This is a genomic window from Phaeovulum sp., from assembly GCF_041596715.1.
Lineage (GTDB): Bacteria > Pseudomonadota > Alphaproteobacteria > Rhodobacterales > Rhodobacteraceae > UBA6213.
The window spans coordinates 1-24,913 of sequence record NZ_JBFHIA010000003.1 but is presented as its reverse complement, the minus strand read 5'-3'; the positions used below and the strand labels follow the sequence as shown (position 1 = coordinate 24,913).

General features: G+C 63.9%; 26 protein-coding genes. 1 reads left to right on the top strand and 25 read right to left on the bottom strand.

Features of this window, described 5'->3' with window-relative positions; translation table 11 throughout:
• Positions 1-5: 5 nt before the first annotated feature.
• The 24 genes from nuoK to ABY403_RS00530 all read right to left on the bottom strand — a co-directional run bounded on the left by nuoK (position 6) and on the right by ABY403_RS00530 (position 20,876).
• Complete coding sequence (gene nuoK / locus ABY403_RS00645; RefSeq protein WP_372837567.1) at positions 6-311, bottom strand: NADH-quinone oxidoreductase subunit NuoK; 306 nt, start codon at positions 309-311, stop codon at positions 6-8.
• 50 nt (positions 312-361) lie between these two features.
• Positions 362-970, bottom strand: a complete 609-nt coding sequence (locus ABY403_RS00640) for an NADH-quinone oxidoreductase subunit J (RefSeq protein WP_372837566.1) — start codon at positions 968-970, stop codon at positions 362-364.
• Positions 967-1,371 carry a carboxymuconolactone decarboxylase family protein gene (locus ABY403_RS00635; RefSeq protein ID WP_372837565.1) on the bottom strand — a complete coding sequence of 135 codons (405 nt, stop codon included), beginning with the start codon at positions 1,369-1,371 and terminating at the stop codon, positions 967-969. The genes ABY403_RS00640 and ABY403_RS00635 overlap by 4 nt, the downstream gene beginning before the upstream one ends.
• Positions 1,368-1,859, bottom strand: a complete 492-nt coding sequence (gene nuoI / locus ABY403_RS00630) for an NADH-quinone oxidoreductase subunit NuoI (RefSeq protein WP_372837564.1) — start codon at positions 1,857-1,859, stop codon at positions 1,368-1,370. Before nuoI ends, ABY403_RS00635 begins: the two co-directional genes overlap by 4 nt.
• 14 nt (positions 1,860-1,873) lie before the next feature.
• Entirely contained in the window at positions 1,874-2,911 is a 1,038-nt protein-coding gene (gene nuoH / locus ABY403_RS00625; RefSeq protein ID WP_372837563.1) for an NADH-quinone oxidoreductase subunit NuoH, read from the bottom strand.
• Between the two features lie 10 nt (positions 2,912-2,921).
• A complete protein-coding gene (locus tag ABY403_RS00620; protein WP_372837562.1) occupies positions 2,922-3,329 on the bottom strand; it encodes a hypothetical protein in 408 nt (135 codons plus the stop codon).
• A 1-nt stretch (position 3,330) separates the two neighbouring features.
• A complete protein-coding gene (gene nuoG, locus ABY403_RS00615; protein ID WP_372837561.1) occupies positions 3,331-5,340 on the bottom strand; it encodes an NADH-quinone oxidoreductase subunit NuoG in 2,010 nt (669 codons plus the stop codon).
• 4 nt (positions 5,341-5,344) lie between these two features.
• Positions 5,345-6,640 (bottom strand): NADH-quinone oxidoreductase subunit NuoF, encoded by a 1,296-nt coding sequence (gene nuoF / locus ABY403_RS00610; protein WP_372837560.1) that lies wholly within the window; start codon positions 6,638-6,640, stop codon positions 5,345-5,347.
• A gap of 10 nt (positions 6,641-6,650) precedes the next feature.
• Positions 6,651-6,878, bottom strand: a complete 228-nt coding sequence (locus ABY403_RS00605; RefSeq protein ID WP_372837559.1) for a DUF5337 family protein — start codon at positions 6,876-6,878, stop codon at positions 6,651-6,653.
• Positions 6,878-7,717, bottom strand: a complete 840-nt coding sequence (locus tag ABY403_RS00600; protein WP_372837558.1) for a hypothetical protein — start codon at positions 7,715-7,717, stop codon at positions 6,878-6,880. Before ABY403_RS00600 ends, ABY403_RS00605 begins: the two co-directional genes overlap by 1 nt.
• Before the next feature lie 35 nt (positions 7,718-7,752).
• Positions 7,753-8,820, bottom strand: coding sequence for an NADH-quinone oxidoreductase subunit NuoE (gene nuoE, locus ABY403_RS00595; RefSeq protein WP_372837557.1), 1,068 nt, complete (start codon positions 8,818-8,820; stop codon positions 7,753-7,755).
• Positions 8,820-10,028 (bottom strand): NADH-quinone oxidoreductase subunit D, encoded by a 1,209-nt coding sequence (locus tag ABY403_RS00590; RefSeq protein WP_372837576.1) that lies wholly within the window; start codon positions 10,026-10,028, stop codon positions 8,820-8,822. Before ABY403_RS00590 ends, nuoE begins: the two co-directional genes overlap by 1 nt.
• Before the next feature lie 53 nt (positions 10,029-10,081).
• Complete coding sequence (locus ABY403_RS00585) at positions 10,082-10,681, bottom strand: NADH-quinone oxidoreductase subunit C (RefSeq protein WP_372837556.1); 600 nt, start codon at positions 10,679-10,681, stop codon at positions 10,082-10,084.
• A gap of 12 nt (positions 10,682-10,693) precedes the next feature.
• Positions 10,694-11,227: an NADH-quinone oxidoreductase subunit B family protein gene (locus tag ABY403_RS00580; protein ID WP_372837555.1), complete on the bottom strand. Its 534-nt coding sequence runs from the start codon at positions 11,225-11,227 to the stop codon at positions 10,694-10,696.
• The gene (locus tag ABY403_RS00575; protein ID WP_372837554.1) at positions 11,218-11,583 is read right to left on the bottom strand and encodes an NADH-quinone oxidoreductase subunit A; all 366 of its coding nucleotides are present in this window, start codon (positions 11,581-11,583) and stop codon (positions 11,218-11,220) included. The genes ABY403_RS00580 and ABY403_RS00575 overlap by 10 nt, the downstream gene beginning before the upstream one ends.
• Before the next feature lie 165 nt (positions 11,584-11,748).
• Positions 11,749-12,531 (bottom strand): crotonase/enoyl-CoA hydratase family protein, encoded by a 783-nt coding sequence (locus tag ABY403_RS00570; RefSeq protein WP_372837553.1) that lies wholly within the window; start codon positions 12,529-12,531, stop codon positions 11,749-11,751.
• Between the two features lie 65 nt (positions 12,532-12,596).
• The gene (locus tag ABY403_RS00565) at positions 12,597-13,448 is read right to left on the bottom strand and encodes a hydroxymethylglutaryl-CoA lyase (RefSeq protein WP_372837552.1); all 852 of its coding nucleotides are present in this window, start codon (positions 13,446-13,448) and stop codon (positions 12,597-12,599) included.
• A complete protein-coding gene (locus ABY403_RS00560) occupies positions 13,441-14,094 on the bottom strand; it encodes a glutathione S-transferase family protein (protein ID WP_372837551.1) in 654 nt (217 codons plus the stop codon). The genes ABY403_RS00565 and ABY403_RS00560 overlap by 8 nt, the downstream gene beginning before the upstream one ends.
• Positions 14,091-16,019: a biotin carboxylase N-terminal domain-containing protein gene (locus ABY403_RS00555; RefSeq protein ID WP_372837550.1), complete on the bottom strand. Its 1,929-nt coding sequence runs from the start codon at positions 16,017-16,019 to the stop codon at positions 14,091-14,093. Before ABY403_RS00555 ends, ABY403_RS00560 begins: the two co-directional genes overlap by 4 nt.
• Before the next feature lie 115 nt (positions 16,020-16,134).
• The gene (locus ABY403_RS00550) at positions 16,135-17,739 is read right to left on the bottom strand and encodes a carboxyl transferase domain-containing protein (RefSeq protein WP_372837549.1); all 1,605 of its coding nucleotides are present in this window, start codon (positions 17,737-17,739) and stop codon (positions 16,135-16,137) included.
• Positions 17,730-17,960, bottom strand: coding sequence for a hypothetical protein (locus ABY403_RS00545; RefSeq protein WP_372837548.1), 231 nt, complete (start codon positions 17,958-17,960; stop codon positions 17,730-17,732). Before ABY403_RS00545 ends, ABY403_RS00550 begins: the two co-directional genes overlap by 10 nt.
• A 1-nt stretch (position 17,961) precedes the next feature.
• Positions 17,962-19,119 carry an acyl-CoA dehydrogenase family protein gene (locus ABY403_RS00540; protein WP_372837547.1) on the bottom strand — a complete coding sequence of 386 codons (1,158 nt, stop codon included), beginning with the start codon at positions 19,117-19,119 and terminating at the stop codon, positions 17,962-17,964.
• 143 nt (positions 19,120-19,262) lie between these two features.
• Positions 19,263-20,492 (bottom strand): hypothetical protein, encoded by a 1,230-nt coding sequence (locus tag ABY403_RS00535; RefSeq protein WP_372837546.1) that lies wholly within the window; start codon positions 20,490-20,492, stop codon positions 19,263-19,265.
• A gap of 33 nt (positions 20,493-20,525) precedes the next feature.
• A complete protein-coding gene (locus ABY403_RS00530; RefSeq protein ID WP_372837545.1) occupies positions 20,526-20,876 on the bottom strand; it encodes a hypothetical protein in 351 nt (116 codons plus the stop codon).
• 182 nt (positions 20,877-21,058) lie between these two features.
• Here ABY403_RS00530 and ABY403_RS00525 point away from each other — a divergent pair, with 182 nt between their 5' ends.
• A complete protein-coding gene (locus ABY403_RS00525; RefSeq protein ID WP_372837544.1) occupies positions 21,059-23,635 on the top strand; it encodes a glycosyltransferase in 2,577 nt (858 codons plus the stop codon).
• Between the two features lie 45 nt (positions 23,636-23,680).
• Here the strand turns inward: ABY403_RS00525 and ABY403_RS00520 are convergent, their stop codons facing one another.
• Entirely contained in the window at positions 23,681-24,844 is a 1,164-nt protein-coding gene (locus ABY403_RS00520; RefSeq protein WP_372837543.1) for a M20 aminoacylase family protein, read from the bottom strand.
• Positions 24,845-24,913: the final 69 nt, after the last annotated feature.

Genomic DNA, 24,913 nt, shown 5'->3' with positions numbered 1-24,913 from the left:
TGCTCTTATCCCTTCATCACGTTGACGTCTTCGACCTCGATCGAGCCGCGTGTGCGGAAGAACACCACTAGGATCGCAAGGCCGATCGCTGCCTCGGCAGCGGCGACGGTAAGAATGAACATCGTGAACACCTGCCCAACCAGATCGTTGAGGAAGGCCGAAAAAGCCACCAAGTTGATGTTCACCGCCAACAGCATCAGCTCGATCGACATCATGATGACGATCACGTTCTTGCGGTTCACGAAGATGCCGAAGATGCCGATCACGAATAGCGCGGCGGCAACGCCCAGGTAATGTGTCAGTCCGATCATTTTCGTCCCTCCGGGCGCGTGCCCGCTGTCATTCTTGTTCCGGTAGCGGCTTAAAGCCCCTGCCCCGGTTTTACGTCTTTCAGGCTCATTTGTTCGCCCGGCTTGCGGTAGATCTGCGTCAACGCATCTTGCCGCTTCACGTCCTTGCGGTGCCGCATCGTCAGCAGGATCGCGCCGATCATCGCCACCAGCAGGATCAGGCCGGCGGCCTGGAAGAGGTAGAGGTAGCGGTCATAGAGCAAGTTGCCCAAGGCCGCAGTGTTATGGACCCCTTCCGGAGTGGGCGACATACGCAGCGCCGCCGTGCCTTCGCTCGGCTCCCATGCACCAAAGGCCATGCCCAGTTGCAAAAGAATGATGACGCTTATCAGCAGGCCAAGCGGTGCATAGCGCGCCAATTCACCCTTCAATGTCTCGAAATCGACATCGAGCATCATCACCACGAACAGGAACAGCACCATCACCGCGCCGACGTAGACGATGACCAGCAGCATCGCCACGAACTCGGCACCCAAAAGCACAAACAGCCCCGCCCCCGAGAAGAAGGCAAGGATCAGCCAGAGCACCGAATGCACCGGGTTGCGCGACACCACCACCATAAAGCCCGACACCACCGCCGAGATGGCGAAGAGCCAGAAGGTAAAAGCGAACACCGTCATGCGTTATCCTCCGCTTCGCCAAAGACGCCTTGGGCAATCTCGAGCGCCTTGGTCATGGCGGGCAAGCCGCCGAACATGCTCATCTGAAAAATCACTTCCGCGATTTCGCGCTGCGTGGCACCGGCCTTGAGCGCGTGGCGTATGGTCAGCCGCAACTGCGGCTCGGCCATAGCGCCCTGCGCCGTGATCGCCCCGATGGTCACCAGAAGCCGTGTCTTGGCATCCAGCCCCTCGCGGTTGAACGTGCGGCCGAACCACATCTCCATCATGTCTTTCGACATCGTGGGGAACAGCTTTTCCATACCCCCGGGGGCAAAACCTTCCAGCCCGGGAAAGGCACGCGCCATTTCCTGGCCCTGCTCCATCATCGTCTTGAACAGCTTGGCGAATTCTTCGTTCATCTGTAGGGGGCGTCCATCTCGATGTTGCGCGCAAGCGCCACTTCCCAACGCGCGCCGTTGTCCAAGAGCTTGGCCTTGTCGTAGAACAGCTCTTCGCGCGTTTCGGTCGCATATTCGAAGTTCGGCCCTTCGACGATGGCATCAACCGGGCAAGCCTCTTGGCAGAAACCGCAGTAGATGCACTTGGACATGTCCAAGTCATAGCGCGTGGTGCGGCGCGAGCCGTCTTCGCGGGGCTCCGCGTCAATGGTGATCGCCTGCGCGGGGCAAATCGCTTCGCAAAGCTTGCAGGCAATGCAGCGCTCCTCGCCGTTGGGGTAACGGCGCAGCGCGTGCTCGCCCCGGAAACGGGGCGAAAGAGGCCCCTTTTCGTGCGGGTAGTTCAGCGTGTCCTTGGGAGCGAAGAAATACTTCATCCCCAGCCCGAAACCTTTGAACAGGTCAAAGAGCAGGAAGTATTTGGTCGCACTTACATAGTCGAATGCCATGATCCGCCCTTTCCTCAGCCGCCCACCGCAAAGCGTGCCCAAAAGCCGCCAAGCACTTCAAATTTTGCAAGAAACGCGATCAGTACGACCCAGCCAAGCGACAGGGGCAAGAACACTTTCCAACCGATACGCATCAGCTGGTCGTAGCGGTAACGAGGCACGATCGCCTTGACCACCGCGAAGAAGAAGAAGAACAGCCACATCTTGCCGACCATCCACCACCAGCCATCGGCGATGCCGGGAATGGGGCTAAGCCAGCCGCCAAAGAACAGAATCGAGATCAACCCGCACATCAGGAACATGGCGATGTATTCCGACGCCATGAACAGCAGGTAAGGCGTCGAGGAATATTCGATCATGAAACCTGCCACGAGTTCCGATTCCGCTTCGGCAAGGTCGAAGGGTGGCCGGTTGGTTTCGGCCAGCGCCGAGACGAAGAACAGGAACACCATCGGCAGGTGCGGCAGCCAGTACCAGTTGAAGAAGCCGTAGCTACCTTCCTGTGCGCGCACGATGTCGGACAGGTTCATCGACCCGGTCGAAAGGATCACGCCAATGATGATCAGACCCAGCGATACCTCGTAGGAAATCATCTGCGCCGCCGAGCGCAAGCTGGATAGGAACGGGTACTTCGAGTTCGAGGCCCAGCCGCCCATGATGATGCCGTAAACACCCATCGACGAGATCGCGAAGATGAACAGGACCGCCACGTTGATGTCGGCCATCACCCAGCCTTCGTCGAACGGCAGCACGACAAAGGCGAAGATCGCCAGACACATCGAAAGCAGGGGTGCGAGGAAATAGACAAACTTGTCAGCCCCCGCCGGGATCACGATTTCTTTGAAAACGTATTTGAATGCGTCTGCAAAGGATTGCAGCACACCCCACGGGCCAACCACGTTGGGACCCCGCCGCATTTGCACTGCGGCCCAGACCTTGCGGTCGTAATAGACCAGGAACACCAGCCCGATCATCACATAGGCAATCATTGCCAGACCTTGGAGCAAGATCAGGAGAAACGTTCCCAGCGGTGTTGCGAAAAATTCTACCATGTTTCGTCCCTCAGACCGTCGGTATTCCCTGATCCGCGCAATCGGCCACCGTCACTTCCGCATCGATGGTCCGCAAGCCGCGGGGCAGCGCGGGCGAGATGGTGTAGACCGCATCTGCCCGCCAGACGCCACCTGTTTCAGACACATTCGTGCGGACATGCCGCGCGAAACCATAACCACGGATCAGCGCATACTGCGCCGCCGCGCAGGTCGCATAGGCGACCACATCTTTTTCGCCATCCGCGCTGCCTGAGACGGCAACGCGAAAGTCTACCAGATCCCCCTCGAGCAGCAGTGTCTCGACCCCCGAATAGACGGGTCGCACTGCGGCATCGGGTGCAGCCACCTCTGCGCCGCACGCCGCCAGCCCGGCCAGAAGGCCGGTCAGCGACAGCGCGGGGGTGAGGCAGAAGCGCATGTTACTCGGCCGCCATCGGTTGTGCCTTGCGCGAGGCTGCAAGGGCTGAACATTCGGCCATCACGCTGCTGGCGCGGGCAATCGGGTTGGTCAGGTAGAAATCCTTGACCACAAGCCGGAAGTCGGCAGCCCCCGGATCGCGCAGCGCTAGCGCCGCCCAGTCGTTTTCCGCCACTTCGTCGATCTTGGCGAGGTGCGGATGAGCGGTGAAAAGCGCGCGGCGCAGGCCAGCAAGCGAATCCCACGGCTGCTTGGCACCAAGTTCGGCCGACAATGCGCGCAAGATCGCCCAGTTGTCGCGCGCAAGCCCCGGCGCGAAACCGGCGCGATTGGCCAATTGCGGCCGCCCTTCGGTGTTCACGAACAGCGCGTCTTCTTCGGTATAAGCAGCCGCCGGCAGAATGATGTCGGCGCGCGAAGCACCCCGGTCGCCATGGCTGCCCTGATAGATGACGAACGGGCCCTTGGCGATTTCCACCTCGTCAGCGCCGAGGTTGTAGATGACCTGCACACCCTTGGTCGCCTCGACCAGCCCGCCTTCGGCGGTGGCCCCCACGTCCATCGCACCCACGCGCGAAGCCGCGGTGTGCAGCACCAAAAGCTTGCCACCAAGCGCCTCGGTCAGTTTCATCGCATGTGCCAGAACCGCCTCACCGTCCGCCTCGTTCAAGGCACCCTGCCCGACGATCACCAACGCGCCTTCGGTGGGTTTGGCGCTGGCCGCAGCACGAACCAAGGCGGCACGGTCAGTGCCTGCGTGGCTGTAGGCGTAGGTCAGATCTGTTGCCTGCCCGATCAGGCTGACATTTGCACCACCCGCCCATGCCTTGCGGATGCGGGCGTTCAAAACCGGGCTTTCGTTGCGCGGGTCGGTGCCCACCAGCCAGATTTCTTTTGCCGCATCAATATCTTCGATGCGCGCGGTTCCGACATAGGCCGAACGGTTGCCGGCAGGCAGGCGGGCGCTATCGACACGGCACTCGACCGCGCCGCCCAAACCTTCGACAAGGTTCTTCAGCGCAAAGGCCGCCTCGGTCGGGGCCAGATCGCCCACGAGGCCCAGAACTTTCTTGCCCTTCATCGCCTTGGCGGCGGCGGCAAGCGCCTCGGCCCAAGTCGCTTTGCGCAGCTTGCCACCTTCACGCAGGTAGGGCGTGTCAAGCCGCTGGCGGCGCAGACCATCCCAGATGAAGCGGGTCTTGTCGGAAATCCATTCCTCGTTCACGCCGTCATGGTTGCGCGGCAAGATGCGCATGACTTCGCGGCCTTTCACATCCACCCGGATGTTGGCACCGAGGCCATCCATAACGTCGATCGATTCAACCTTCGTCAGTTCCCACGACCGCGCGGTGAAGGCATAGGGCTTCGAGGTCAGCGCGCCGACCGGGCAAAGGTCAATGATGTTGCCTTGCAGGTTCGAATCGAGCGTGAAGCCCAGATAGGTAGTGATTTCAGCATCTTCGCCGCGCCCGGTCTGACCCATTTGGGTGATACCCGCGACTTCGGACGTAAAGCGCACGCAGCGCGTGCACGAAATGCAGCGCGTCATGGCGGTAGAGACCAGCGGCCCAAGTTCCAGATCGGTCGAGGCGCGCTTGACCTCGCGCGAGCGGCTGAAATCGACGCCATAGGCCATCGCTTGGTCTTGCAGATCGCATTCGCCGCCCTGATCGCAGATCGGGCAGTCGAGCGGGTGGTTCAGCAGCAAGAACTCCATCACCCCTTCGCGCGCCCGCTTGACCATCGGCGTGTTGGTTTTCACCACTGCCGGTTCGCCGTTCGGGCCGGGGCGCAGGTCTTTCACCTGCATTGCGCAGCTTGCGGCGGGTTTGGGCGGGCCGCCCACCACTTCCACCAGGCACATGCGGCAGTTGCCCGCCACCGAAAGCCGTTCGTGATAGCAGAACCGCGGCACTTCGATGCCCGCAATCTCTGCCGCCTGAATCAGCGTCAGCGCCGGGTCAACCTCGACCTCGATATCGTCGATGATGAGTTTTCTGAGGTTCGCCATTGCTTTACTCCGCCGCCATCGCGCTCAAACGGCCCGCTTTGCGCGCCTTGATGCGGTCTTCGATCTCGTCCCGGAACTGCCGCACGAGGCCCTGAATGGGCCAAGCCGCCGCATCGCCGAGTGCGCAAATGGTGTGCCCCTCGACCTGTTTGGTCACGCTCAGCAGCATGTCGATTTCTTCCAACTCGGCCTCGCCGCGCACCAGACGATCCATCACCCGCATCATCCAGCCGGTGCCTTCGCGGCAGGGCGTGCACTGGCCGCAGCTTTCGTGCTTGTAGAACTTCGACAGCCGCCAGATTGCCTTGATGATGTCGGTCTGCTGATCCATCACGATGATCGCCGCGGTGCCAAGACCCGATTTCGCATCGCGCAGCCAATCGAAATCCATCAGCGCTTCGTCGCTTTGCGCGGCATTCAGCATCGGCACGGAAGAGCCGCCCGGAATGACCGCCTTGAGGTTCTTCCAGCCGCCGCGCACGCCGCCTGCGTGACGCTCTAGGATTTCCTTCAGCGGCGTCGACATCGCGTCTTCGACCACGCAGGGGTTGTTGACGTGCCCCGAGATCGCAAACAGCTTGGTGCCGGTGTTGTTGGGCCGACCGAAACCTGCAAACCAGCTTGCGCCGCGGCGCAGGATGGTGGGCACAACGGCGATGGATTCGACGTTGTTGACCGTCGAGGGGCAGCCATAAAGGCCCGAGGCGGCGGGGAACGGCGGCTTCATCCGCGGCATACCCTTTTTGCCCTCAAGGCTTTCGAGCATCGCGGTTTCTTCACCGCAGATATAGGCGCCCGCACCGTGGTGCAGATACAGATGGTAGTCATAGCCCGACCCGCAGGCGTTCTTGCCGATCAGCCCCGCGTCATAACATTCGTCAATTGCCGCCTGTAGCACTTCGCGTTCGCGAATATATTCGCCGCGGATATAGATGTAGCCCGCGCTTGCGCCCATTGCGAAACCGGCGATCAACGCGCCCTCGATCAGCGTATGCGGATCGTGCCGCATGATTTCGCGGTCTTTACAGGTGCCGGGCTCGGATTCGTCGGCGTTGATCACCAGATAGCTCGGACGGCCATCCGAAACTTTCGGCATGAACGACCACTTGAGCCCGGTCGGAAAGCCCGCGCCGCCGCGGCCGCGCAAACCCGATGCCTTGATCTGATCGACGATCCAGTCGCGCCCATTGGCCAGAATGGCCGCCGTGCCGTCCCAATGCCCGCGCTTTTTTGCGCCAGCCAGGCTACGGTCGCCCATTCCATAAAGGTTGGTAAAGATCCGATCCTGATCTTTCAGCATGTTCTGTCCCTCATTGCCCTGCGTGGCGTTGCCGCCACCAGATGCGTCCTGTCACGACCAGCGCCCAGATGAACGCGGCACCCGCAGCCAGATCAGCCAGCAGCACGTAGCGCAGGTTCCACTCGCCCCGCTCTGCCAACCATTGCACCACGATCCAACCCAAAGCGGCACAGGCGATGACAATCGCCACCAGACGCATCTGGCCTGCTTGTCCCTGCCATCTGCTGCCGCGCTGCATTACTCAGTGTCCTTGTAAACGTCGCCTTCTGCGACGCGCTTCGAAAACTCGGTTGCGCCGCCGGATGCCAGCGTCTTTGCCTGCTCGACCCAGCCATCGCGCTCGACGCGGCCCGCAAAGCCTTCGAGCTTGGCTTCCAGTTCCGCGATATCTTGCGGCCCCCATGCGGCGATCTGGGCATAGGTGCGGATGCCGTTGGCTTTCAACAGCTTTTCGAACTTTGGCCCAATACCTTTGATCGCCTTCAGATCATCGGCTTTGCCCTTGCCCTTGCGCCGAGCCGCCGCCGCGGGCTTTTCCGCAGCTTCGGGTTTCGCGGCCGCTTCGGCTTGCGCCGCAGCACGGGCGCGCTTCGCGGCGCGGCGCGCGGCACGGCGTGCGGCCTCTTCCTCTTCGGCGGCAGCGGGTGCAACGGGCGCGGCTGGCGCAGATTTTGCCTCAGCGGGCGCTACTGCGGCGGGCGCAGTCGGCGCGGCTGGCTTGGGCGCAGCGGGTGCTGCCTGCGCGGGCGCCGCGGGCTTGGGCGCAGCGGGCGCTGCTTGCGCGGGCGCTACCGGTTTAGGCGCAGACGGCGCTGATGCGGTCGGTGCTTTCGTCGCCGCGCCGCTTGGTGCGGCCGTCGCGGCCGGTCGGGCCGGTGCTGCGGGTTTTGCATCCGATGCCGCCTCAGAGCGGCCACAGAATGCCCAGACAAGAAACGCCCCGAACAGCCCAAAGGTTATCAGCCCGAGGAACACCGCGGTAGCCAGCCCAGAATGGGAAATCGTCAGCCTGATGACGGCCACGACCACACCGGCCGCCGCCCCGCCAATCCAGCAATTTCTCGTGCAAGCGTTCATCTGTTCCTCACTCTGGCCCTTGGCCCTGTTGCTCGTTAATCCTTGTCGTAAAGCCCTTCCTTGCGCGCCCGTTCCGCAAATTCCGTTTCGGCACCCGTGGCCAACAGCTTGGCCTGCTCGACCCAGCCATCGCGGCTGGCGCGGCCCTTGAAACCTTCCAGATTGTCATCGACCCAAGCGAGTTCAGACGCGCTCCAGTCAGCGATCTGGTCATAGTGGAAGAAGCCGAGGCGATTCAGCATCTCCTCCAACTTCGGCCCGACGCCCTTGATCAGCTTGAGATCGTCCGCCTTGCCACCGCGCGCCACGGCAAGCGCCGCGGGCTTGGCCGGAACCGCAGCAGCCTCTGCCGCGGCGGGGGCCGCCGCCTTGGCGGGCTTGGCTGCGGGCTTGGCCTTGCCAAGCCACGGCGTCAGCACGGGCACTTCGCTGCCGTCGATGCGCTTGATCGTATCGCCTTGCTTCAGCGCCAAGGTGACGGTGGCGTTATGCGCGGGCTTGCCTGCGGCGGCATCCGTCAGGCTGGTCAGGCCCGAAGCGGGTTCAGCGGCGTAGCGACCCGTTTGCGAGCCGGGCTGCGGCACACGGCCCGCCGCGAGTTCGTCGAGGATCTTTGCAAAGCTCTCGGCGGTCAGATCTTCGTAGTAGTCCTTGCCAATCTGCGCCATCGGCGCGTTGGAACAGGCACCAAGACATTCGACCTCTTCCCACGAAAACTTGCCATCCGCCGAAAGCGTATGCGGGGTTTTCGCGATCTTTTCCTGACACACCTTGAACAGCGTTTCAGCGCCGCAGATCATGCAGCTTGTGGTGCCGCAGATCTGGATATGCGCTACCGATCCAACGGGTTGCAGTTGGAACATGAAATAGAAGGTCGCCACCTCCAGCGCCCGGATGTAGGGCATGCCCAGCATGTCGGCCACGGCTTCGATGGCGGGCTTGGTCAACCAGCCTTCCTGTTCCTGCGCGCGCCACAATAGCGGGATGATCGCACTGGCCTGACGGCCCTCAGGGTATTTCGTTACCTGTGCTTCGGCCCAAGCGAGGTTCGCGGGCGTGAAGGCAAAACTTTCCGGTTGCTCGGCGTGAAGGCGGCGTAGCATTAGCGGTCAACCTCTCCGAAAACGATGTCGAGCGAGCCGATAATCGCGGTGATGTCGGCCAGCAAATGGCCCTTGGCCAGATTATTCATGGATTGCAGGTGCGCATATCCCGGTGCGCGGACCTTGACGCGATAAGGCTTGTTGGTGCCATCGGCCACCAGATAAACGCCCAGTTCGCCCTTCGGTGCCTCGATTGACGCATAGACCTCGCCGGCGGGCACATGGAAGCCTTCGGTGTAAAGCTTGAAGTGGTGGATCAGGCTTTCCATGCTGGTCTTCATGTCGGCGCGTTTTGGCGGGGTCAACTTGCCGCGCGCCAGCACATCACCCGGCTCGGCGCGCAATTTCTTGATCGCCTGAAGAATGATCGAGGTGGACTGGCGCATCTCTTCCATGCGGCAGAGATAGCGGTCGTAGCAATCGCCGTTTTTGCCCACGGGTACCTGAAACTCGAACTCGTCGTAGCATTCATAGGGCTGCGAGCGGCGCAAATCCCAAGCAAAGCCAGAGCCGCGCACCATCACGCCGGTATAGCCCCAGTCCTGAATGTCTTGCTCGGTAACCAGACCCACATCGACGTTGCGCTGCTTGAAGATGCGGTTGTCGGTCAGAAGCCCGTCGATATCCTTTATCATCGAAAGGAACCGCGGGGCCCAAGCCTCTAGGTCATCTAGGAAGTCGGGCGTTACGTCCTGATGCACGCCGCCGGGGCGGAAATAGGCCATGTGCATACGCGCGCCGCTGGCGCGTTCGCAAAAGTTCATCAGCTGTTCGCGGTGATCGTAAAGCCAAAGCTGCGGCGTCAGCGCGCCAATGTCGCCCGCTTGGCTGCCGACGTTCAGCAAGTGGTTGAGAATACGACCCATCTCGGAAAAGAGCACGCGCAGAAGGCTGGCACGACGGGGGATCTCAACGCCCGTAAGACGCTCGATCGCCAGACACCAGACATGCTCTTGGTTGATCGGTGCGGTATAGTCGAACCGGTCGAAATAAGGCAGGTTTTGCAGATAGGTGCGGCTTTCCATCAGCTTTTCGGTGCCGCGATGCAGCAAGCCGATATGTGGGTCGGCGCGTTCAATCACCTCGCCGTCAAGCTCCAGAACCATGCGCAACACACCGTGCGCCGCAGGGTGCTGCGGCCCGAAGTTGATGTTGAAGTTGCGGATCTTCTGCTCGCCGGTCAGGGCATCGTCAAAGCTCGCGTCCATCTCTTCCACCTTCATCCATTTCGCCAAAGCGACCCCAGCGAGGCCACCCTGTCTCAGGCTTTCTTTTCGTCACCGGGAAGCACGTATTCAGCCCCTTCCCAGGGGCTGAGAAAATCGAATTGCCGATAGTCTTGCGGCAGCTTGATCGGCTCGTACACAACCCGCTTGAGCGCCTCGTCGTAGCGCACCTCGACATAGCCAGAGGTGGGGAAATCCTTGCGCAGCGGGTGGCCTGAAAAACCGTAGTCCGTCAGGATGCGGCGCAGGTCTGGATGGCCCGAGAACAGGATGCCGAACATGTCGAACACCTCGCGCTCGTACCAGCTTGCGCCGGGGAACACGCCGGTAATGGTATCCACCGGGTCGTCTTCGCGCAGGCTCAGTTTCACCCGGATGCGCTGATTCTGATACATCGACAGCAGATGGTAGACGACATCAAACCGCGCGGCACGGGTGGGCCAATCGACCGCCGTGATATCCGTGAGCGTCGAGAATCGGCAGGCCGAGTCGTTCCGCAGAAACTCGATGAACCCGGCAATGCCGCTGGGCGTGACGGTGACGGTCAACTCGCCGTTGACCACTGCGGTCGCAAGCACTTCGTTGGGCCGACGCGCCGCGATATGGGCGGCAAGTTCTTTCAGGGCTTCGGGCATCTTTCTCTCTCCTCAGCGCACGAGCGTGCCGGTGCGCCGAATCCGGCGCTGCAATTGCAGAACCGCATAAAGCAAAGCCTCTGCCGAGGGCGGGCAGCCCGGCACATAAATGTCGACCGGCACGATCCGGTCGCAGCCGCGCACCACCGAATAGCTGTAGTGGTAATAGCCGCCGCCATTGGCGCAGGTGCCCATCGAGATCACATAGCGTGGCTCTGGCATCTGGTCGTAGACCTTGCGCATGGCCGGGGCCATCTTGTTGGTCAGCGTGCCCGCAACGATCATCACGTCCGCCTGACGCGGAGAGGCGCGGGGCGCGAAACCGTAGCGTTCCGCATCATACCGGGGCATCGAGACGTGCATCATTTCGATCGCGCAGCAGGCCAGACCGAAGGTCATCCAGTGCAGCGATCCGTTGCGCGACCAAGCGATGATATCCTCGACCGAGGTCAGCACAAAGCCCTTGTCCTGCAACTCGTCGTTCAGCGCGGCGGTGGCAGCGTCCATCGCCGGCGCGGTACTTTCGGGATTCGCGATCACGCCCATTCCAGCGCCCCCTTCTTCCATTCATAGGCAAAGCCCACGGTCAGCACACCGAGGAACACCATCATAGACCAAAAGGCCACGTCTGACAGCGAACCAAATGCGACAGCCCAAGGGAACAGGAACGCAACCTCGAGGTCGAAGATGATGAACAGAATCGACACAAGGTAGAAGCGAACGTCGAACTTCATCCTCGCGTCGTCCATGGCGTTGAAGCCGCATTCATACGCCGACACCTTTTCAGGGTCTGGGTTGAACACAGCAATAAAAGCCGCCGCCGCGATCAGCACAATGCCAAGCGCAAACGACATGAACAGAAAGATGATGATTGGAAGGTATTCTCGCAGCAGGTCGTCCACGGGTGGCTCCCTCGTTGCGCAAGTCAACTTTGCGCGGGTTCCGGCTGAGCGTGGTTTAGCCGGGTGGCCTGCCGTGGTCAACCGAACGCGGTAACGAAAACGTCGCTTTCCAGAAGATGTGCTTTTCGCCGTTGCTGCGGCGCGGCGGCGCTGTGCCTGTGCCGATCAGCGCGCCCAAGCGGGTTTGCGCTTTTCGAAAAAGGCGGCAATGCCTTCGGCCGCTTCCGGGCTTTCCCACCGTGCAACAAGCCCTGCAATTGAGGCTTCTATGGTATCTGCGTCGATCTTTGGGCCTAGCGCGCGGGTCTGCGCCTTTGCCGTAGCGACCGCGCCGGGGGCACAGGCAAGGTAGGGCACGACTTCGGCTTCGACCGCGGAATCAAGCTCCTGCGGCGCAACGACGCGGGCGACGAGATTGAGTCGCATTGCCTCATCCGCGTCGAACAGGCGCGATGACATGAAAACCCGGCGCGCCATCGATTCCCCCATGCGGGCAAGCACATAGGGCCCGATGGTCGCGGGAATCAGCCCAAGCCGCGTTTCGGTCAGCCCAAAGCGGGCTCCAGACGCCGCTATCGCCACGTCACAAACCGACATCATGCCGATACCGCCACCGAAGGCATTGCCGTGCACGCGCCCGATGACCGGCTTCGGGCAGGTGTTGAGCGCACTCAGCATGGCGGCCAAGCTGTGCGCCGCGGCGGCACGAGTGGCCGCATCGGCACCGATTTGCGCCTGCATCCATGCAAGATCCCCGCCCGCGCAGAAGCTGGCACCTTCGGCGGCCAACACCACCGCACGCACTGCGGGGTCGGCACCAAGGCTCGTCGCGGCCTCCGTCAACTCGGCAATCATCGTGGCGCTCAGTGCGTTGTGCTTATCGGCGCGCGCAAGCCACAGCGTTGCTACGCCGCGTGCATCCGTTTCGATCTTGATCGTTTCGTACATGGTTCGCCCCGCATGGTTCAAATACCGCGGGCCCTTTGCCCGCCCTGCCTGTCTGGGCCCGCGCCCTACGCTCTTATCCCGCGCGCAAATGCGGCCGCCTTGGCCAGCACCGCCGCATCAAGCCCCGTCACATAGCCCAATTCTTCCAACCGCGCCGCCACAAGCTCAGTTGCCACATTGCCCGCAGCCCCCGGCGCATAGGGGCAGCCGCCAAGCCCACCCACAGCCGCGTCGAACACCCTCAGCCCGCGCGCAAGCGATGCCTCGATATTGGCAAGCGCCCGGCCCTTGGTGTCGTGGTAATGCCCTGCCAGTCGCTTAGCCGGCATCTCGCCCAGCGCCCCGGCCAGCATCGCATCAATGGTTTCGGGCCGCCCCTGCCCGATCGTGTCGCCAAGGCTGACCTCGTAACACCCCAAATCGCGCAATGCCGCCACCACCCGCGCCACCGCGGCAGGTGGCGTTGGCCCGTCAAATGGACAATCGGTTACCACCGAGACATAGCCGCGCAACGGCACCCCATCGGCGCGCGCCGCCGCTGCAACCGGGGCGAACCGCTCGAGGCTTTCGGCGATGCTGCAATTGAGGTTTGCGCGGCTGAACCCTTCAGAAGCCGCGGCAAAGATCGCCACCTCGTCCGCCTTTGCGGCACGCGCGCCCTCGTAACCCTTCAGGTTGGGTGTCAGTGCCGCATAGCGCACCCCCGGCGCACGCCGGATGCGTGCCAGCACATCGGCGGCATCGGCCAGTTGCGGCACCCATTTGGGGGAAACGAAACTCGTCACCTCGATCCGCCGAAACCCGGCGCGGCTTAGCAGATCGACCAACGCCACCTTGTCGGCGGTCGCGATCATGCGCTTTTCGTTCTGCAAGCCGTCGCGCGGCCCCATTTCAAAGATTTCGACGCCTTCAGCCATTTTTCGGCTCGGGCGCGGGGTAGAAATCGCGGGTGTAGATCTGGCTCACACCGTCGCGCGCCAAGGCGCGGCCAAAAGCGGGGCGCGCTGCCAGCCGCGCCAGCCAGCTGCGCAGCTGGGGCAGACTGTCAAGCTGCACGAATCGCGCGCCGATCAACGCACCATAGCTGACCGAGATATCGACCGCCGAAAAGCCCGAGGGAAGGATGTATTCGGCGCTAAGGCCGCGCTCTACCACCTCGAGCGTTTTCAGCAACCGCGCCGCCTCCAGCCGCATCACCGTTGGGCTGCGCATCCAGTCTTCGCGCAAGACCACATGCTGCTGGGTCAGGTTCGCCACATGCACGGCAATGGTTTCAGCAAAATGCAGCCATTCCAGCCAGTCGGGCCGCTCGGCAGGCGCGCCCTGCAACGCCCCCCGCGTTTCGCAAAGATATTGCGTGATTGCGCCGCTTTCAAACAACGCGCGACCGTCGATTTCAAGCGCCGGCACCCGGCCTGCGGGCGACAGCGCCAGATAGTCGGCACCGCGCAGCGATTTGTCGAAGAACGAGTGTTCGACGACCTCATAGCTCAGCCCCAGTTCTTCCAGCAGCCAGAGGATGCGAAAGCTGCGCGATTGCGGCACATGGTGCAGACGGATCATTCTTCCACCTCCAGCCGGATCAGCGCCGCCCCCGCCTCGACCTGCGCGCCGGGGGCGCAGAGCACCTCGGCCACGCGGCCTGCACGAGCGGCCAGCAAAGTGTGCTCCATCTTCATCGCTTCGAGAATGGCCAACCGCTCGCCTGCGGCCACCTCTTGCCCCGCCGCCACGAACACCGCCTTGACGAGCCCCGGCATCGGCGCCAGCGTCAGCCCGCCCCCGCCCGAAACCTCGGCCACCCGCGCCAGCGGATCGACCGCGTTGAAATGATAGGCGCGCCCCGCAAAAATGCTTATCGCGCCACCTTGCGTTACGACCCGCGCCCCGAGTTTGGCCCCATCGACCCACCAGCCATCGGCTTTCAACACACAATCATGCGCGCTGCCGTCAAGTTCGACACGCATCCTGTCGGGCGCCTCGACGATCAGCGCGGCCATGTGACCTTCCAACAGCACCGCGCGGCGCAGCGGCGACCAGAGCGTAAAGCCCCCCATCGCCCCCGCACCCTCTGCCAGCCCCGCCGCAGCAATGGCCGCCAGCGCCACCACAGCGCCCGGCACAGCAGGCTCTGCCACCAGCGCGGCAAGTTCGCGGGCAATCAGCCCGGTATCCACATCGCCCGCACGAAAGCCCGCGTGCCGCGCGAGTGCGGCGAGAAAATCGAGGTTGGTCACCGACCCCGCCACCTCGGTCGCACCAAGCGCGCGTGCCAACTGCGCCAGTGCCACCGCACGGGTTGGCCCATGCACGGTGAGCTTGGCGATCATCGGGTCATACCACGGGCTAATGGTATCACCCGCGCGCACGCCCGTGTCGGTTCGTGCTGCGGGCGGAAAGACCAGATGCGTCAGCGTGCCGGTAGCGGGCAAAAAACCCGCCGGGACATCCTCGGCATAAAGGCGCGCTTCAAAGGCGTGGCCATTGATGTGCAGGTCTTCCTGCCGCGCGGGCAGCGCCTCGCCCGCGGCCACGCGCAACTGCCACTCAACCAGATCGACGCCGGTTATGGCTTCGGTCACCGGGTGCTCTACCTGCAAGCGCGTGTTCATCTCCATGAACCAAAAGCGGTCGGGGCGCAGCCCTTCCGAGGCATCGACGATAAACTCCACCGTGCCCGCGCCCGCATAGCCGATCGCCTCGGCGGCGCGCACCGCCGCCTGCCCCATAGCGGCACGCATCTGGGGCGTCATGCCGGGGGCCGGGGCCTCTTCGATCACCTTTTGGTGGCGGCGCTGCAAGGAACAATCGCGCTCGAACAGATGCACCGCGCGGGTGCCATCGCCGAATACCTGCACCTCGATATGGCGCGGCTTTTCGACGTATTTCTCGATCAGCACGGCCTTGTTGCCAAAGGCGGTTGCAGCTTCGCTCTCGGCGCTCGCCAAGGCTTCGGCAAAGCCCGCCGCGGTTTCAACGCGCCGCATCCCCTTGCCGCCGCCCCCCGCGACCGCCTTGATCAGGACGGGATAGCCGATCTTGGCAGCCTCGGCGGCAAGCATTGCAGGGTCTTGCCCCGCGCCGTGATAGCCCGGCACCACCGGCACCCCCGCCTTGGTCATCAACCGCTTGGCGGCATCCTTAAGCCCCATCGCCCGGATCGCATCGCCCGAAGGGCCAATGAACACCAACCCCGCCGCCTGCACCGCATCGACGAAATCGGGGTTTTCAGACAAGAACCCATAGCCCGGATGAATGGCCTGCGCCCCAGTAGCCTGCGCCGCCGCGATGATCGCATCGCCGCGCAGATAGCTGTCGCGCGGCGCGGGGCCGCCGATATGCACTGCTTCGTCAGCCATCGCCACATGCCGCGCGCCCCGGTCTGCATCCGAATACACCGCAACCGTCGCCACGCCCATCCGCCGCGCCGTGTCGATTACCCGGCATGCGATTTCGCCGCGATTGGCGATCAGGATCTTACTGAACATTCCTTGTCCCTTCGTCTCGCAAAGCCGGGGGGCCCGCCCCCCGGCCCCCCCGGGATATTTGTACTGAAGCATCTGATCTGCTTCAGAAAGAAATATCCCCGCCGGAGGCTATATTCTACATCCTGAACAGGCCAAATCGCGTGGGTTCGATCGGTGCGTTCAGCGCGGCTGACAGGCTTAGGCCCAGCACCTCGCGGCTTTTGCGCGGGTCGATGATGCCGTCATCCCATAGCCGGGCCGACGCATATAGCGGGTGGCTTTGCGCCTCGAACATCTCGACCGTGGGGCGCTTGAAGGCGGCCTCTTCCTCAGCCGACCAAGTGCCCCCTGCCCGCTCGATCCCATCGCGCTTCACGGTCGCCAGCACCCCCGCCGCCTGTTCGCCACCCATCACGGATATGCGGGCATTGGGCCATGTCCAAAGGAACCGGGGCGAATAGGCGCGCCCGGCCATGCCGTAGTTGCCTGCGCCAAAGCTGCCGCCGATAAGCATGGTGATTTTCGGCACATTGGTGGTGGCCACGGCCGTGACCATTTTTGCGCCGTGCCGCGCGATGCCCTCGTTCTCGTATTTGCGCCCGACCATGAAGCCGGTGATGTTTTGGAGGAAAACCAAGGGCGTGCCGCGCTGGCTGCAAAGCTCCACAAAATGCGCGCCCTTCACGGCGGCTTCGGAAAACAGCACGCCGTTGTTGGCAATGATCCCCACCGGGCAGCCCTGCACATGCGCGAACCCGGTAACCAGCGTTTCGCCAAAGCGCGGTTTGAACTCGTCAAAGCGGCTGCCATCGACCAACCGCGCGATCACTTCGCGAATGTCATAGGGTGTGCGCAAATCGGCGGGCACCAGCCCAAGGATTTCCTCTGGGTCATAGGCCGGGTCTTCGGGCGCTTGCCAGACCACGGTCTGCGGCTTGCGCCGGTTGAGGTGGCTGACCGCGCGGCGGGCGAGCGCCAGCGCGTGGCCATCATCCTCGGCCAGATAGTCGGCCACGCCCGAAAGCCGCGTGTGCACATCGCCGCCGCCAAGGTCTTCGGCCGAGACAACCTCACCCGTCGCCGCCTTCACCAAGGGCGGCCCGGCCAGAAAGATCGTGCCCTGATCCTTGACGATGATCGTTACATCAGACATCGCGGGCACATAGGCCCCACCCGCCGTGCAAGAGCCCATCACCACCGCGATCTGCGGGATGCCCTTGGCAGACATGCGGGCCTGATTGTAGAAAATGCGGCCAAAATGATCGCGGTCGGGAAAGACCTCATCCTGATTGGGCAGGTTGGCCCCGCCGCTATCGACAAGATAGATGCAGGGCAAATTGCATTCCTCGGCGATTTCCTGCGCGCGCAGGTGCTTTTTCACGGTCATCGGGTAATAGGTGCCGCCTTTGACGGTGGCATCGTTGGCCAACACCATCACCTCGGCCCCATGCACCCGGCCCACGCCCGCGATCAGCCCCGCACCGGGGGCCGCACCGTCATACATCCCATGCGCGGCGGTCGCGCCGATTTCCAGAAACGGCGCGCCGGGGTCAAGCAAGCCTGCGACCCTCTCGCGCGGGGCCATTTTTCCTCGTGCAGTATGGCGCGCGACCGCCTTTTCGCCGCCCCCGGCGGCAGCAAGGGCGGCAGCCTCGGCCACCTGTTCCAGCGCGGCCAGATGCGCGGCACGATTGGCGCGGAAGCCATCGGAGGTAGGCAGGGCGGTGGTGTTCAGGCGCATGGCACAGCATCCAGTTGGGGGCGAGACGAGAAACCGAAGAACGCGGTCGTGCCGCAAGGGCGGATCAGACGCCGCCGCGCAACACCGCGCACCGCCAGCCTGGGCATCCAGATATCTGTCATGACAACGCCCTTCGCCCGGATAGCGATTGCAAGCCTGCACCACGGGCGCATCCGGCTTGGCACCGGTTCAAGGTGTTCGCGCAGCACGGCCTTTGCCATCTTAGCCCCCCACCAACTCCCGCCCGATCAGCATCCGCCGGATTTCGCTGGTGCCCGCGCCGATCTCCATCAGCTTGGCATCACGGAATAGGCGGCTGACGACCGAGTCGTTCAAGAACCCTGCCCCGCCCAGCGCCTGCACCGCCTGATGCGCCTGCACCATCGCTTGTTCAGAGGCATAAAGCACCGCCCCCGCCGCGTCTTCACGCGTGACCTTGCCAGCATCGCAGGCGCGGGCGACCTCGTAAACGTAGGCGCGGGCAGTGTTCATGGCCACATACATATCGGCGATCTTGGCCTGCATCAGTTGGAAATGCCCGATCGGCTTGCCAAACTGCTGGCGTTTGCGCGCATAGGGCACCACCTCGTCAAGACAGGCGGCCATGATGCCAAGCCCGATGCCCGAAAGCACCAACCGCTCGTAATCCAGCCCCGACATCAGCACCCGCACACCCTTGCCCTCGACCCCTAGCACGTTTTCGAACGGCACTTCGCAGTCGTCAAAGAATAATTGCCCGGTGTCAGACCCACGCATCCCAAGCTTGTCGAAATGGTGCGAGGTGGAAAAGCCCTTGAAGCCGCGCTCGACGATAAAGGCGCTGATGCCCTTGCTGCCAGCTTCGGGATCGGTCTTGGCATAAACCACCAGCACGTCGGCGGTGGGACCATTGGTGATCCAGTATTTATGACCGTTGAGCACATAGTAGCCGTTGCGCTTTTCAGCCCGCAGCTTCATGCCGACCACGTCCGACCCGGCCCCAGTCTCGCTCATCGCCATGGCACCGACCGTTTCGCCCGAAATCAGGCCGGGCAGATACTTGCGCTTTTGCTCATCAGTGGCGTTGATCTTGAGCTGATTGACGCAAAGGTTCGAATGCGCACCATAGGAAAGGCTGATCGAGGCCGATGCGCGGGCGATTTCTTCGGTGGCGACCACATGGGCCAGATACCCCATGCCCGCGCCGCCGTATTCCTCGGGCACAGTCACTCCAAGCAGCCCCAACTCACCCATTTCGCGCCACAGCTCGGGCGGGAAGGTATTGGTGCGGTCCACCTCGGCGGCAATCGGCACTAGCCGCGCCTGCGCCCAAGACTGAACCATCTCGCGCAACGCATTCACATCTTCGCCCAGATCGAAGGCCATGCCGCCGGTGAACATCCCCCCGTTCCTCCCCTTTATTGAACGTGTGTTCAATTTATGCGCTTTAGGGCGGCCCCACGTCAAGAGGGGCAATCCACACAGGCCGAAAGAGGCGCGCGGCCGCACCCGTGCACGCCGCGCTCGGGTGTTGCTGCGGCCTCTCAACCCGCCGTCGCGGCAGCGCGGTGGGTGGCGGCAAGCACAGGCGCAAGGCGCGCGGAAAGGGCCGCATCGGGGGCAGCACCAAGGCCGCTGCGCAATGCATCACCCAAGGCGGCGGCGTTAGCGGCAAGGGCGTTGTCCGCGAAAGCATCGGCAAGCAAGGATTGTACAGCAGCGCGCCGCCTTTCGCCGCGCCAAAGCAGGCGGGCAAAACCTGCGGCCTCGGCGCGGCGCGCGTTGAACAATTGCTCCAACTGCTGCGGCAGCGCCACCACCGGCAGCCCCGCCAATGCCGCCAAGCTGAGCATACCATGCTGGCCTGCACAGAGCACCAAACGCGCGCGCCGCGCGATTTCGGCGGGCGCCAAGGGGGCCGCCGCAAGCTCCATGCCAGAGGCCGCCAGCCGCGCCAGCACCTCGGGCGGCGCGGCGGGAAGATAGCCATATCGCGGCAACCGAACCGCAGTCAGGGCTTCAACCAGTTCCGGGTCGGCCAGTTCGGATGTGGAAAGATAGACGAAAACCGCATCGCCACCGCGCGCCATAGGCACCGCGCCGCCGGTTTCGGGCGTGTGCAGGCTATTTTCGGGGCGTGCCGCGGCGTAGGGATCGAACAGCGCAAAACTGCGCACCAGCACATGATCGGCGGCATAAAGGGCCGCAAGATGCGAAAGCGGCGCAATGCCCTCTGCCGCGGCAACGCTGTTGAGCAGCGCAAGCGTTTCCGCCTCGGGCTGTACGACGTGGTCGAAATCGGGCAAGAGCTGCGGCAGGGGCGATAGCGTGGCGGGGGGCAACCCGTAGCCGGTGCCGGTGGCCAGCGTGACGATCTGCCAACCCTCTGCCTGCAAACCCCGCGCCGCAAGCAGCGCCAGCGGCGCGTAATCGGCCACCAGCAACGAAATATCCGCATCGACGATCAACTTGCGCCAAAACGCCAGCCCGCGGCGCACAGCATCGGCGCGCGCCAGACCGCACGCAGCAAGGTAATCGGCCCAACTGGCGTTGCCTGCGCGCATCGGGTCGGCGCGCGCCTCGGGCGTATAGCGCAGCGCGGGGGCCCGAACGACCTCTGCGCCCATCGCTGCAAGCTCGTTCGCATAGCGCAGGCTGGGCAGAGCCGCCCATAGCCGCAGCCCCGGCCCAAGCGCGCGCGCGGTTGCGGCAAGCGTGCTGACATGCCCGCGCCCTGCCCCCATTTCGCAGGCCAGCAGCACGCCCGGCGTCATTGCGCGGGTTTCATGGCGATGCGGCAACTGCCGTTATAGGCCGCCGCAGCCACCATCATCATCCGAGTCATAATCGTTTGCGGCGGATACGAAAGTGCTGCCGCAACTATCGCCTGCGACCCAAGTTGCGCTGCCGTTGATCTGTGCGCGCGCCCAGTTGATCGCCTTTTCCGCATCGAACACGATCGAACGGGTCAGGCCACGCTCGCCAATGCGGAACATCTCTTGCTGACCGTTGATTTCGATCATCAAGGTGGGCACGTAGGTATCGCCGTCCAGCACCGAACAGCGCGAAACCGTCGCCGCCTCGGCGCCAAGCGTAGTGGCGATCAGAACACCGCCGATCAGAATGCTGCGATGCAGAATAGTGGTGGCCATTGCCATGGCGAACCCTTTCGCATGGGGCTTGCCGACGCCCAACAAGCGTGCGACAATTTGCCCTATTACACACAGAAAGCTGCATCAAGAGCACCACCATTGGCTGCGCCTGTCAAGCGATCTCGCGCGGCGCGGTGCGAGTTTCGCGGCCTTGGCAGCCGCAGCTGCGTTCTGTCGGCCGAGATACCGTGCGCCGCCTTGCCATTGCCGCCCATGCGGCTTCCGGATGGATCACGACGATGCTCGAAAGCCGCATCACCCAGCCCCCCGGTCGTCGCAAGCCGATGGTGCTGGCAGTTTTCAGCTATCGCCACGACGCGCATCTCGTGCCCGGGATGCTGGCCAACATCGCGCCCTTCACGCATGGCTATATCGGCTGGGACGACCGCGCCACGCGCGAGGCGCTGAGTTCCGAGCCGGAACGGCGCAACCGGCTTTTGGCCGAGGCGCGGCGCATGGGCGCAGACTGGGTGCTAGCGATAGACCCAGACGAGCGGTTTGAAGACCAGTTGGCGGCGCGGATGCCCGAAATGCTGGCGGCGGGCGCAGGCAACTTGTGGCATTTCGTTCTGCGCGAAATGTTCTCGCCCTCGGCCTACCGCGCAGACGGCGTGTGGGGTGCCAAGACGCTGCTGCGGCTGATGCCCATAGCTGCGGTGTGCAAGGAACTTGCGGTGCCGCTACATGCTGCTTGGGTAGCCGATGGCAACGGCTTCTCGCATCGCCAAAGCCGCATCAACCTTTACCACCTGCGCATGGCTACGCCTGAACGGCGCGCCGCGCGCCGCGCGCTGTATTCTGCCGCCGACCCAGAACGCCGGTTTCAGCGCCTTGGCTACGACTATCTGGATGACGAGCGTGGCATGGTGCTGCACCCTATTCCAAACGGGCGCGGCTATAGCCCGCCATTCACCGAAGACCACGGACTTTGGGCACCCGCGCCCGATGCCGTTGGCCCCGCGCGCCCCGACCCGATGGAGGCGCGGCTGACCTATGTTGCGCAATCGGCGGCGAAGGCAGGGCATGCCGCCGCACTTGTCGTGATGCGCGAGCTTTGCGCCGCAAGCCCCGCCGACGCCGACTTGCCGCATGTGGCCGCATCGCTGGCGCTGCAATCGGGGCATTTGGTTGAAGCAGAGGCCACCGCAAACGCGCTTTTGGCCCGCGATGGCACCGATCTGCACGCGCGCGCGCTGCGGGCGCGCGCTAGGTTGCAGCTGGGCCAGAAGCAGGCCGCGGCATCCGATATTGCGGTGCTGGAGCATGCACAGCCGGGCAGCCCGCTGGTCGCAGCACTCGCCGCAGAACGGGACCGCGATCTGGCAGATTTCTGCGCCCCCAGCGCGGTTTGGCGGCGCTGGGCGGGCGGTACGGCGCACTGCCTCGAGGGCGCGGGCGTTGCGCACGCTGACATGGCGGTGGTGGTGCTGGGCCTTGGTGCGCCGCCTGAATTGGCCGAGGCGGTAGCCTCGTTACTGGCGCAGGAGGTCGCGGGCGAGATTGTGGTGGTCAATTCGGGCGGCGGCGCGCCCGAGGCGGTGCTGGCCGCGTATCTGGACCGTATCCGGCTGATTGCCATCGATGCACCGCTGCGTGTAGGTGCCGCGCGCAACATCGGTATCGACGCCTCGCGTGCGCCGCTGATCGCGTTTCTGGCCGCCGACTGCCTTGCCGCACCGGGCTGGATTTCGGGGCGGCTGGCGCGGCACCGGGCGGGGGCCGCGATGGTATCGACCCCGGTTCTGCCGATACCCGACGCGAGATTGGTGGCGCGCGCCGCGAGCTTGCTGAAATACTGGGTGCGCAACCCCGCCACAGCCGAAGCCGATATTTCGCATTTCGGCCGATCTTACGCGCGCTGGATCTTTGACGAGGTGGGGCCGTTTCCGCCGGGGTTGCGGGTTTCCGAAGACGGCGCGCTGAACCTGTTGGCGGATCGGCTGGCGCAACCCGTCTGGGCCCCCGATGTCGGCACCTGCCACCGCGACCCAGAGGGGCTTTGGGCGCTTCTGGCCGATCACCGCGCACGTGGCAGACGCCGCGCCGACCATCCGCCGTTTCGCGCCCTTGCCGGTGCGCCCGATGCGGCAGCACGATTGGCCGCCGACATGGCGGCGCGGCAGGCGGGTGCGGCGCGCGCGGTCGATGCCACACCGGGGCTTTCGCAACCCGCCCGTTGGGCGATGAAGGCGGTGCAGGCTTTGGCAGTCGGCGCAGACCGGCGCGCGGTTGCGGCGCGTCTGCGGCAACTGGCGGCGGCAGATACGGCGATGCCGCGCGAGGCACGGGGGCAAGATGCGCGAGCGCAGGCGCGCGATGCCTTCGCGGCAGATGGCGAAGATTGGCAAAAGGCGTTTGCACTTGGCGAAGCCGAGGCGGCCGCGGGCGATTGGGCGGCGGCAGAAGACGCGTATCGCAGCGCCTTGGCGCTGGCACCTAAAATGCCAGCACCCTTGGCCGCGCTTCAGGCGCGGGTTGCGGCGGCATCGGGGCCAAAGGCGGCGCTGGCCGAGGCCGAAGCCGCAGCACTGGCGGCACCTGTCATTGCGGCACATTGGAGCATTGCCGCCGCCGCCGCAGAGGCCGCAGGTCAGCCCGCCGTTGCGCTGGCCCATGCGCGCCGCGCGCTATGCGCAGCGCCCGCTTCACCCGCAGCGCACCAGACCCTATCGCGCTTGCACGACGCGCAGGGCAACGCGCTGATGGCGGCATTCCGCCGCCTTGCGCGCGACCGTTTGCAGGCAGCCGCCACGCGCACGCCTTAGCATAGCCACAGCACCCGGCCCCCTGCTTCGGCCGCGCGCCCGCCCTTAGCCTAGCGGTTGCGCGCGTTCCACCAACCGGGCAAAGAACGATGCCCCGATCGGTGCCACGGCATCGTTGAAATTATAGCCCGGGTTGTGCAGCCCCGGCCCCGGCCCTTGCCCAAGGAAGAGATAGGCACCGGGTCGCGCCTCGAGCATGTAGGAAAAATCCTCTGCACCCATCTCGCGGCCCGCAGCATCGTTGACCCCCGCAGCGCCTGCGATTTCGCGCGCCACGTCCGCGGCAAAGGTGGTTTTCTCGGGCTCGTTGACGGTTGCCGGATAGCCTTCGTGGTAATCCACCCGCGCGCTTACCCCGTAAGACGCGGCCTGCCCCGCCACAATCTCGGCGATGCGGCGGCGCACCATCGCGCGCACTTCCGGGCGGAAGGTGCGCACCGTGCCATTGATCCAAGCGGTATCGGGAATGATATTGTCGGCCGAGCCTGCGTGGATCTGCGTCACCGAGACCACCAGATCGTCAAGCGGCATGTGGTTGCGGCTGACGATGGTCTGAAGCGCGTTCACAATACCTACTGCGGCCACGATCGGGTCGGCGGTTTCGTGCGGATAGGCACCATGCCCGCCACGGCCCTGCACATGCACCTCAAAGCTGTCCACCGCCGCCATGATCGGCCCGGGGCAGATGTGAAACGACCCCTCGGCCTGCCCGGGCGTGTTGTGGATGCCGTAAACCTGCGTGATTTCGAAACGATCCATGATGCCTTCGGCTACCATCACGCCCGCGCCGCCGCCGTTTTCCTCGGCAGGTTGAAAGATCAGTGCCACGCGGCCAGCGAAATTGCGCGTTTCGGCAAGGTATCTAGCCGCACCCAGCAGCATCGTGGTGTGCCCGTCATGGCCGCAGGCATGCATCATTCCGGGGTTCTTAGAAGCATAGGGCAACCCGGTGATCTCGGTCAGCGGCAGCGCATCCATATCGGCGCGCAGGCCGATCGTCGGGCCGGGCGCGCGCCCGTTGATGATCCCCACCATCCCGGTTTTCGCGATGCCCTCGTGAATCTCGTCAACCCCGAACTCGCGCAGACGCTCCGCCACGAAGGCCGCCGTTTCGTGGCATTCAAAGGTCAGTTCAGGGTTGGCGTGCAGATGCTGGCGCCAGGCGGCCATATCGGGCGCATAGGCGGCGATGCGGTTGAGAACGGGCATGAGAGACTCCAGTGATTTTGGCGGCACCCAAGCGGATCGGACGGCGGGATGCAACGGGGAAGATCGCAG

Bases quoted from the DNA above. Each gene is read 5' to 3' on its own strand.
- nuoK (WP_372837567.1), bottom strand. From the start codon at position 311: ATGATCGGACTGACACATTACCTGGGCGTTGCCGCCGCGCTATTCGTG.
- ABY403_RS00640 (WP_372837566.1), bottom strand. From the start codon at position 970: ATGACGGTGTTCGCTTTTACCTTCTGGCTCTTCGCCATCTCGGCGGTG.
- ABY403_RS00635 (WP_372837565.1), bottom strand. From the start codon at position 1,371: ATGAACGAAGAATTCGCCAAGCTGTTCAAGACGATGATGGAGCAGGGC.
- nuoI (WP_372837564.1), bottom strand. From the start codon at position 1,859: ATGGCATTCGACTATGTAAGTGCGACCAAATACTTCCTGCTCTTTGAC.
- nuoH (WP_372837563.1), bottom strand. From the start codon at position 2,911: ATGGTAGAATTTTTCGCAACACCGCTGGGAACGTTTCTCCTGATCTTG.
- ABY403_RS00620 (WP_372837562.1), bottom strand. From the start codon at position 3,329: ATGCGCTTCTGCCTCACCCCCGCGCTGTCGCTGACCGGCCTTCTGGCC.
- nuoG (WP_372837561.1), bottom strand. From the start codon at position 5,340: ATGGCGAACCTCAGAAAACTCATCATCGACGATATCGAGGTCGAGGTT.
- nuoF (WP_372837560.1), bottom strand. From the start codon at position 6,640: ATGCTGAAAGATCAGGATCGGATCTTTACCAACCTTTATGGAATGGGC.
- ABY403_RS00605 (WP_372837559.1), bottom strand. From the start codon at position 6,878: ATGCAGCGCGGCAGCAGATGGCAGGGACAAGCAGGCCAGATGCGTCTG.
- ABY403_RS00600 (WP_372837558.1), bottom strand. From the start codon at position 7,717: ATGAACGCTTGCACGAGAAATTGCTGGATTGGCGGGGCGGCGGCCGGT.
- nuoE (WP_372837557.1), bottom strand. From the start codon at position 8,820: ATGCTACGCCGCCTTCACGCCGAGCAACCGGAAAGTTTTGCCTTCACG.
- ABY403_RS00590 (WP_372837576.1), bottom strand. From the start codon at position 10,028: ATGGACGCGAGCTTTGACGATGCCCTGACCGGCGAGCAGAAGATCCGC.
- ABY403_RS00585 (WP_372837556.1), bottom strand. From the start codon at position 10,681: ATGCCCGAAGCCCTGAAAGAACTTGCCGCCCATATCGCGGCGCGTCGG.
- ABY403_RS00580 (WP_372837555.1), bottom strand. From the start codon at position 11,227: ATGGGCGTGATCGCGAATCCCGAAAGTACCGCGCCGGCGATGGACGCT.
- ABY403_RS00570 (WP_372837553.1), bottom strand. From the start codon at position 12,531: ATGTACGAAACGATCAAGATCGAAACGGATGCACGCGGCGTAGCAACG.
- ABY403_RS00565 (WP_372837552.1), bottom strand. From the start codon at position 13,448: ATGGCTGAAGGCGTCGAAATCTTTGAAATGGGGCCGCGCGACGGCTTG.
- ABY403_RS00560 (WP_372837551.1), bottom strand. From the start codon at position 14,094: ATGATCCGTCTGCACCATGTGCCGCAATCGCGCAGCTTTCGCATCCTC.
- ABY403_RS00555 (WP_372837550.1), bottom strand. From the start codon at position 16,019: ATGTTCAGTAAGATCCTGATCGCCAATCGCGGCGAAATCGCATGCCGG.
- ABY403_RS00550 (WP_372837549.1), bottom strand. From the start codon at position 17,739: ATGCGCCTGAACACCACCGCCCTGCCTACCTCCGATGGCTTCCGCGCC.
- ABY403_RS00545 (WP_372837548.1), bottom strand. From the start codon at position 17,960: ATGGCAAAGGCCGTGCTGCGCGAACACCTTGAACCGGTGCCAAGCCGG.
- ABY403_RS00540 (WP_372837547.1), bottom strand. From the start codon at position 19,119: ATGTTCACCGGCGGCATGGCCTTCGATCTGGGCGAAGATGTGAATGCG.
- ABY403_RS00535 (WP_372837546.1), bottom strand. From the start codon at position 20,492: ATGACGCCGGGCGTGCTGCTGGCCTGCGAAATGGGGGCAGGGCGCGGG.
- ABY403_RS00530 (WP_372837545.1), bottom strand. From the start codon at position 20,876: ATGGCAATGGCCACCACTATTCTGCATCGCAGCATTCTGATCGGCGGT.
- ABY403_RS00520 (WP_372837543.1), bottom strand. From the start codon at position 24,844: ATGCCCGTTCTCAACCGCATCGCCGCCTATGCGCCCGATATGGCCGCC.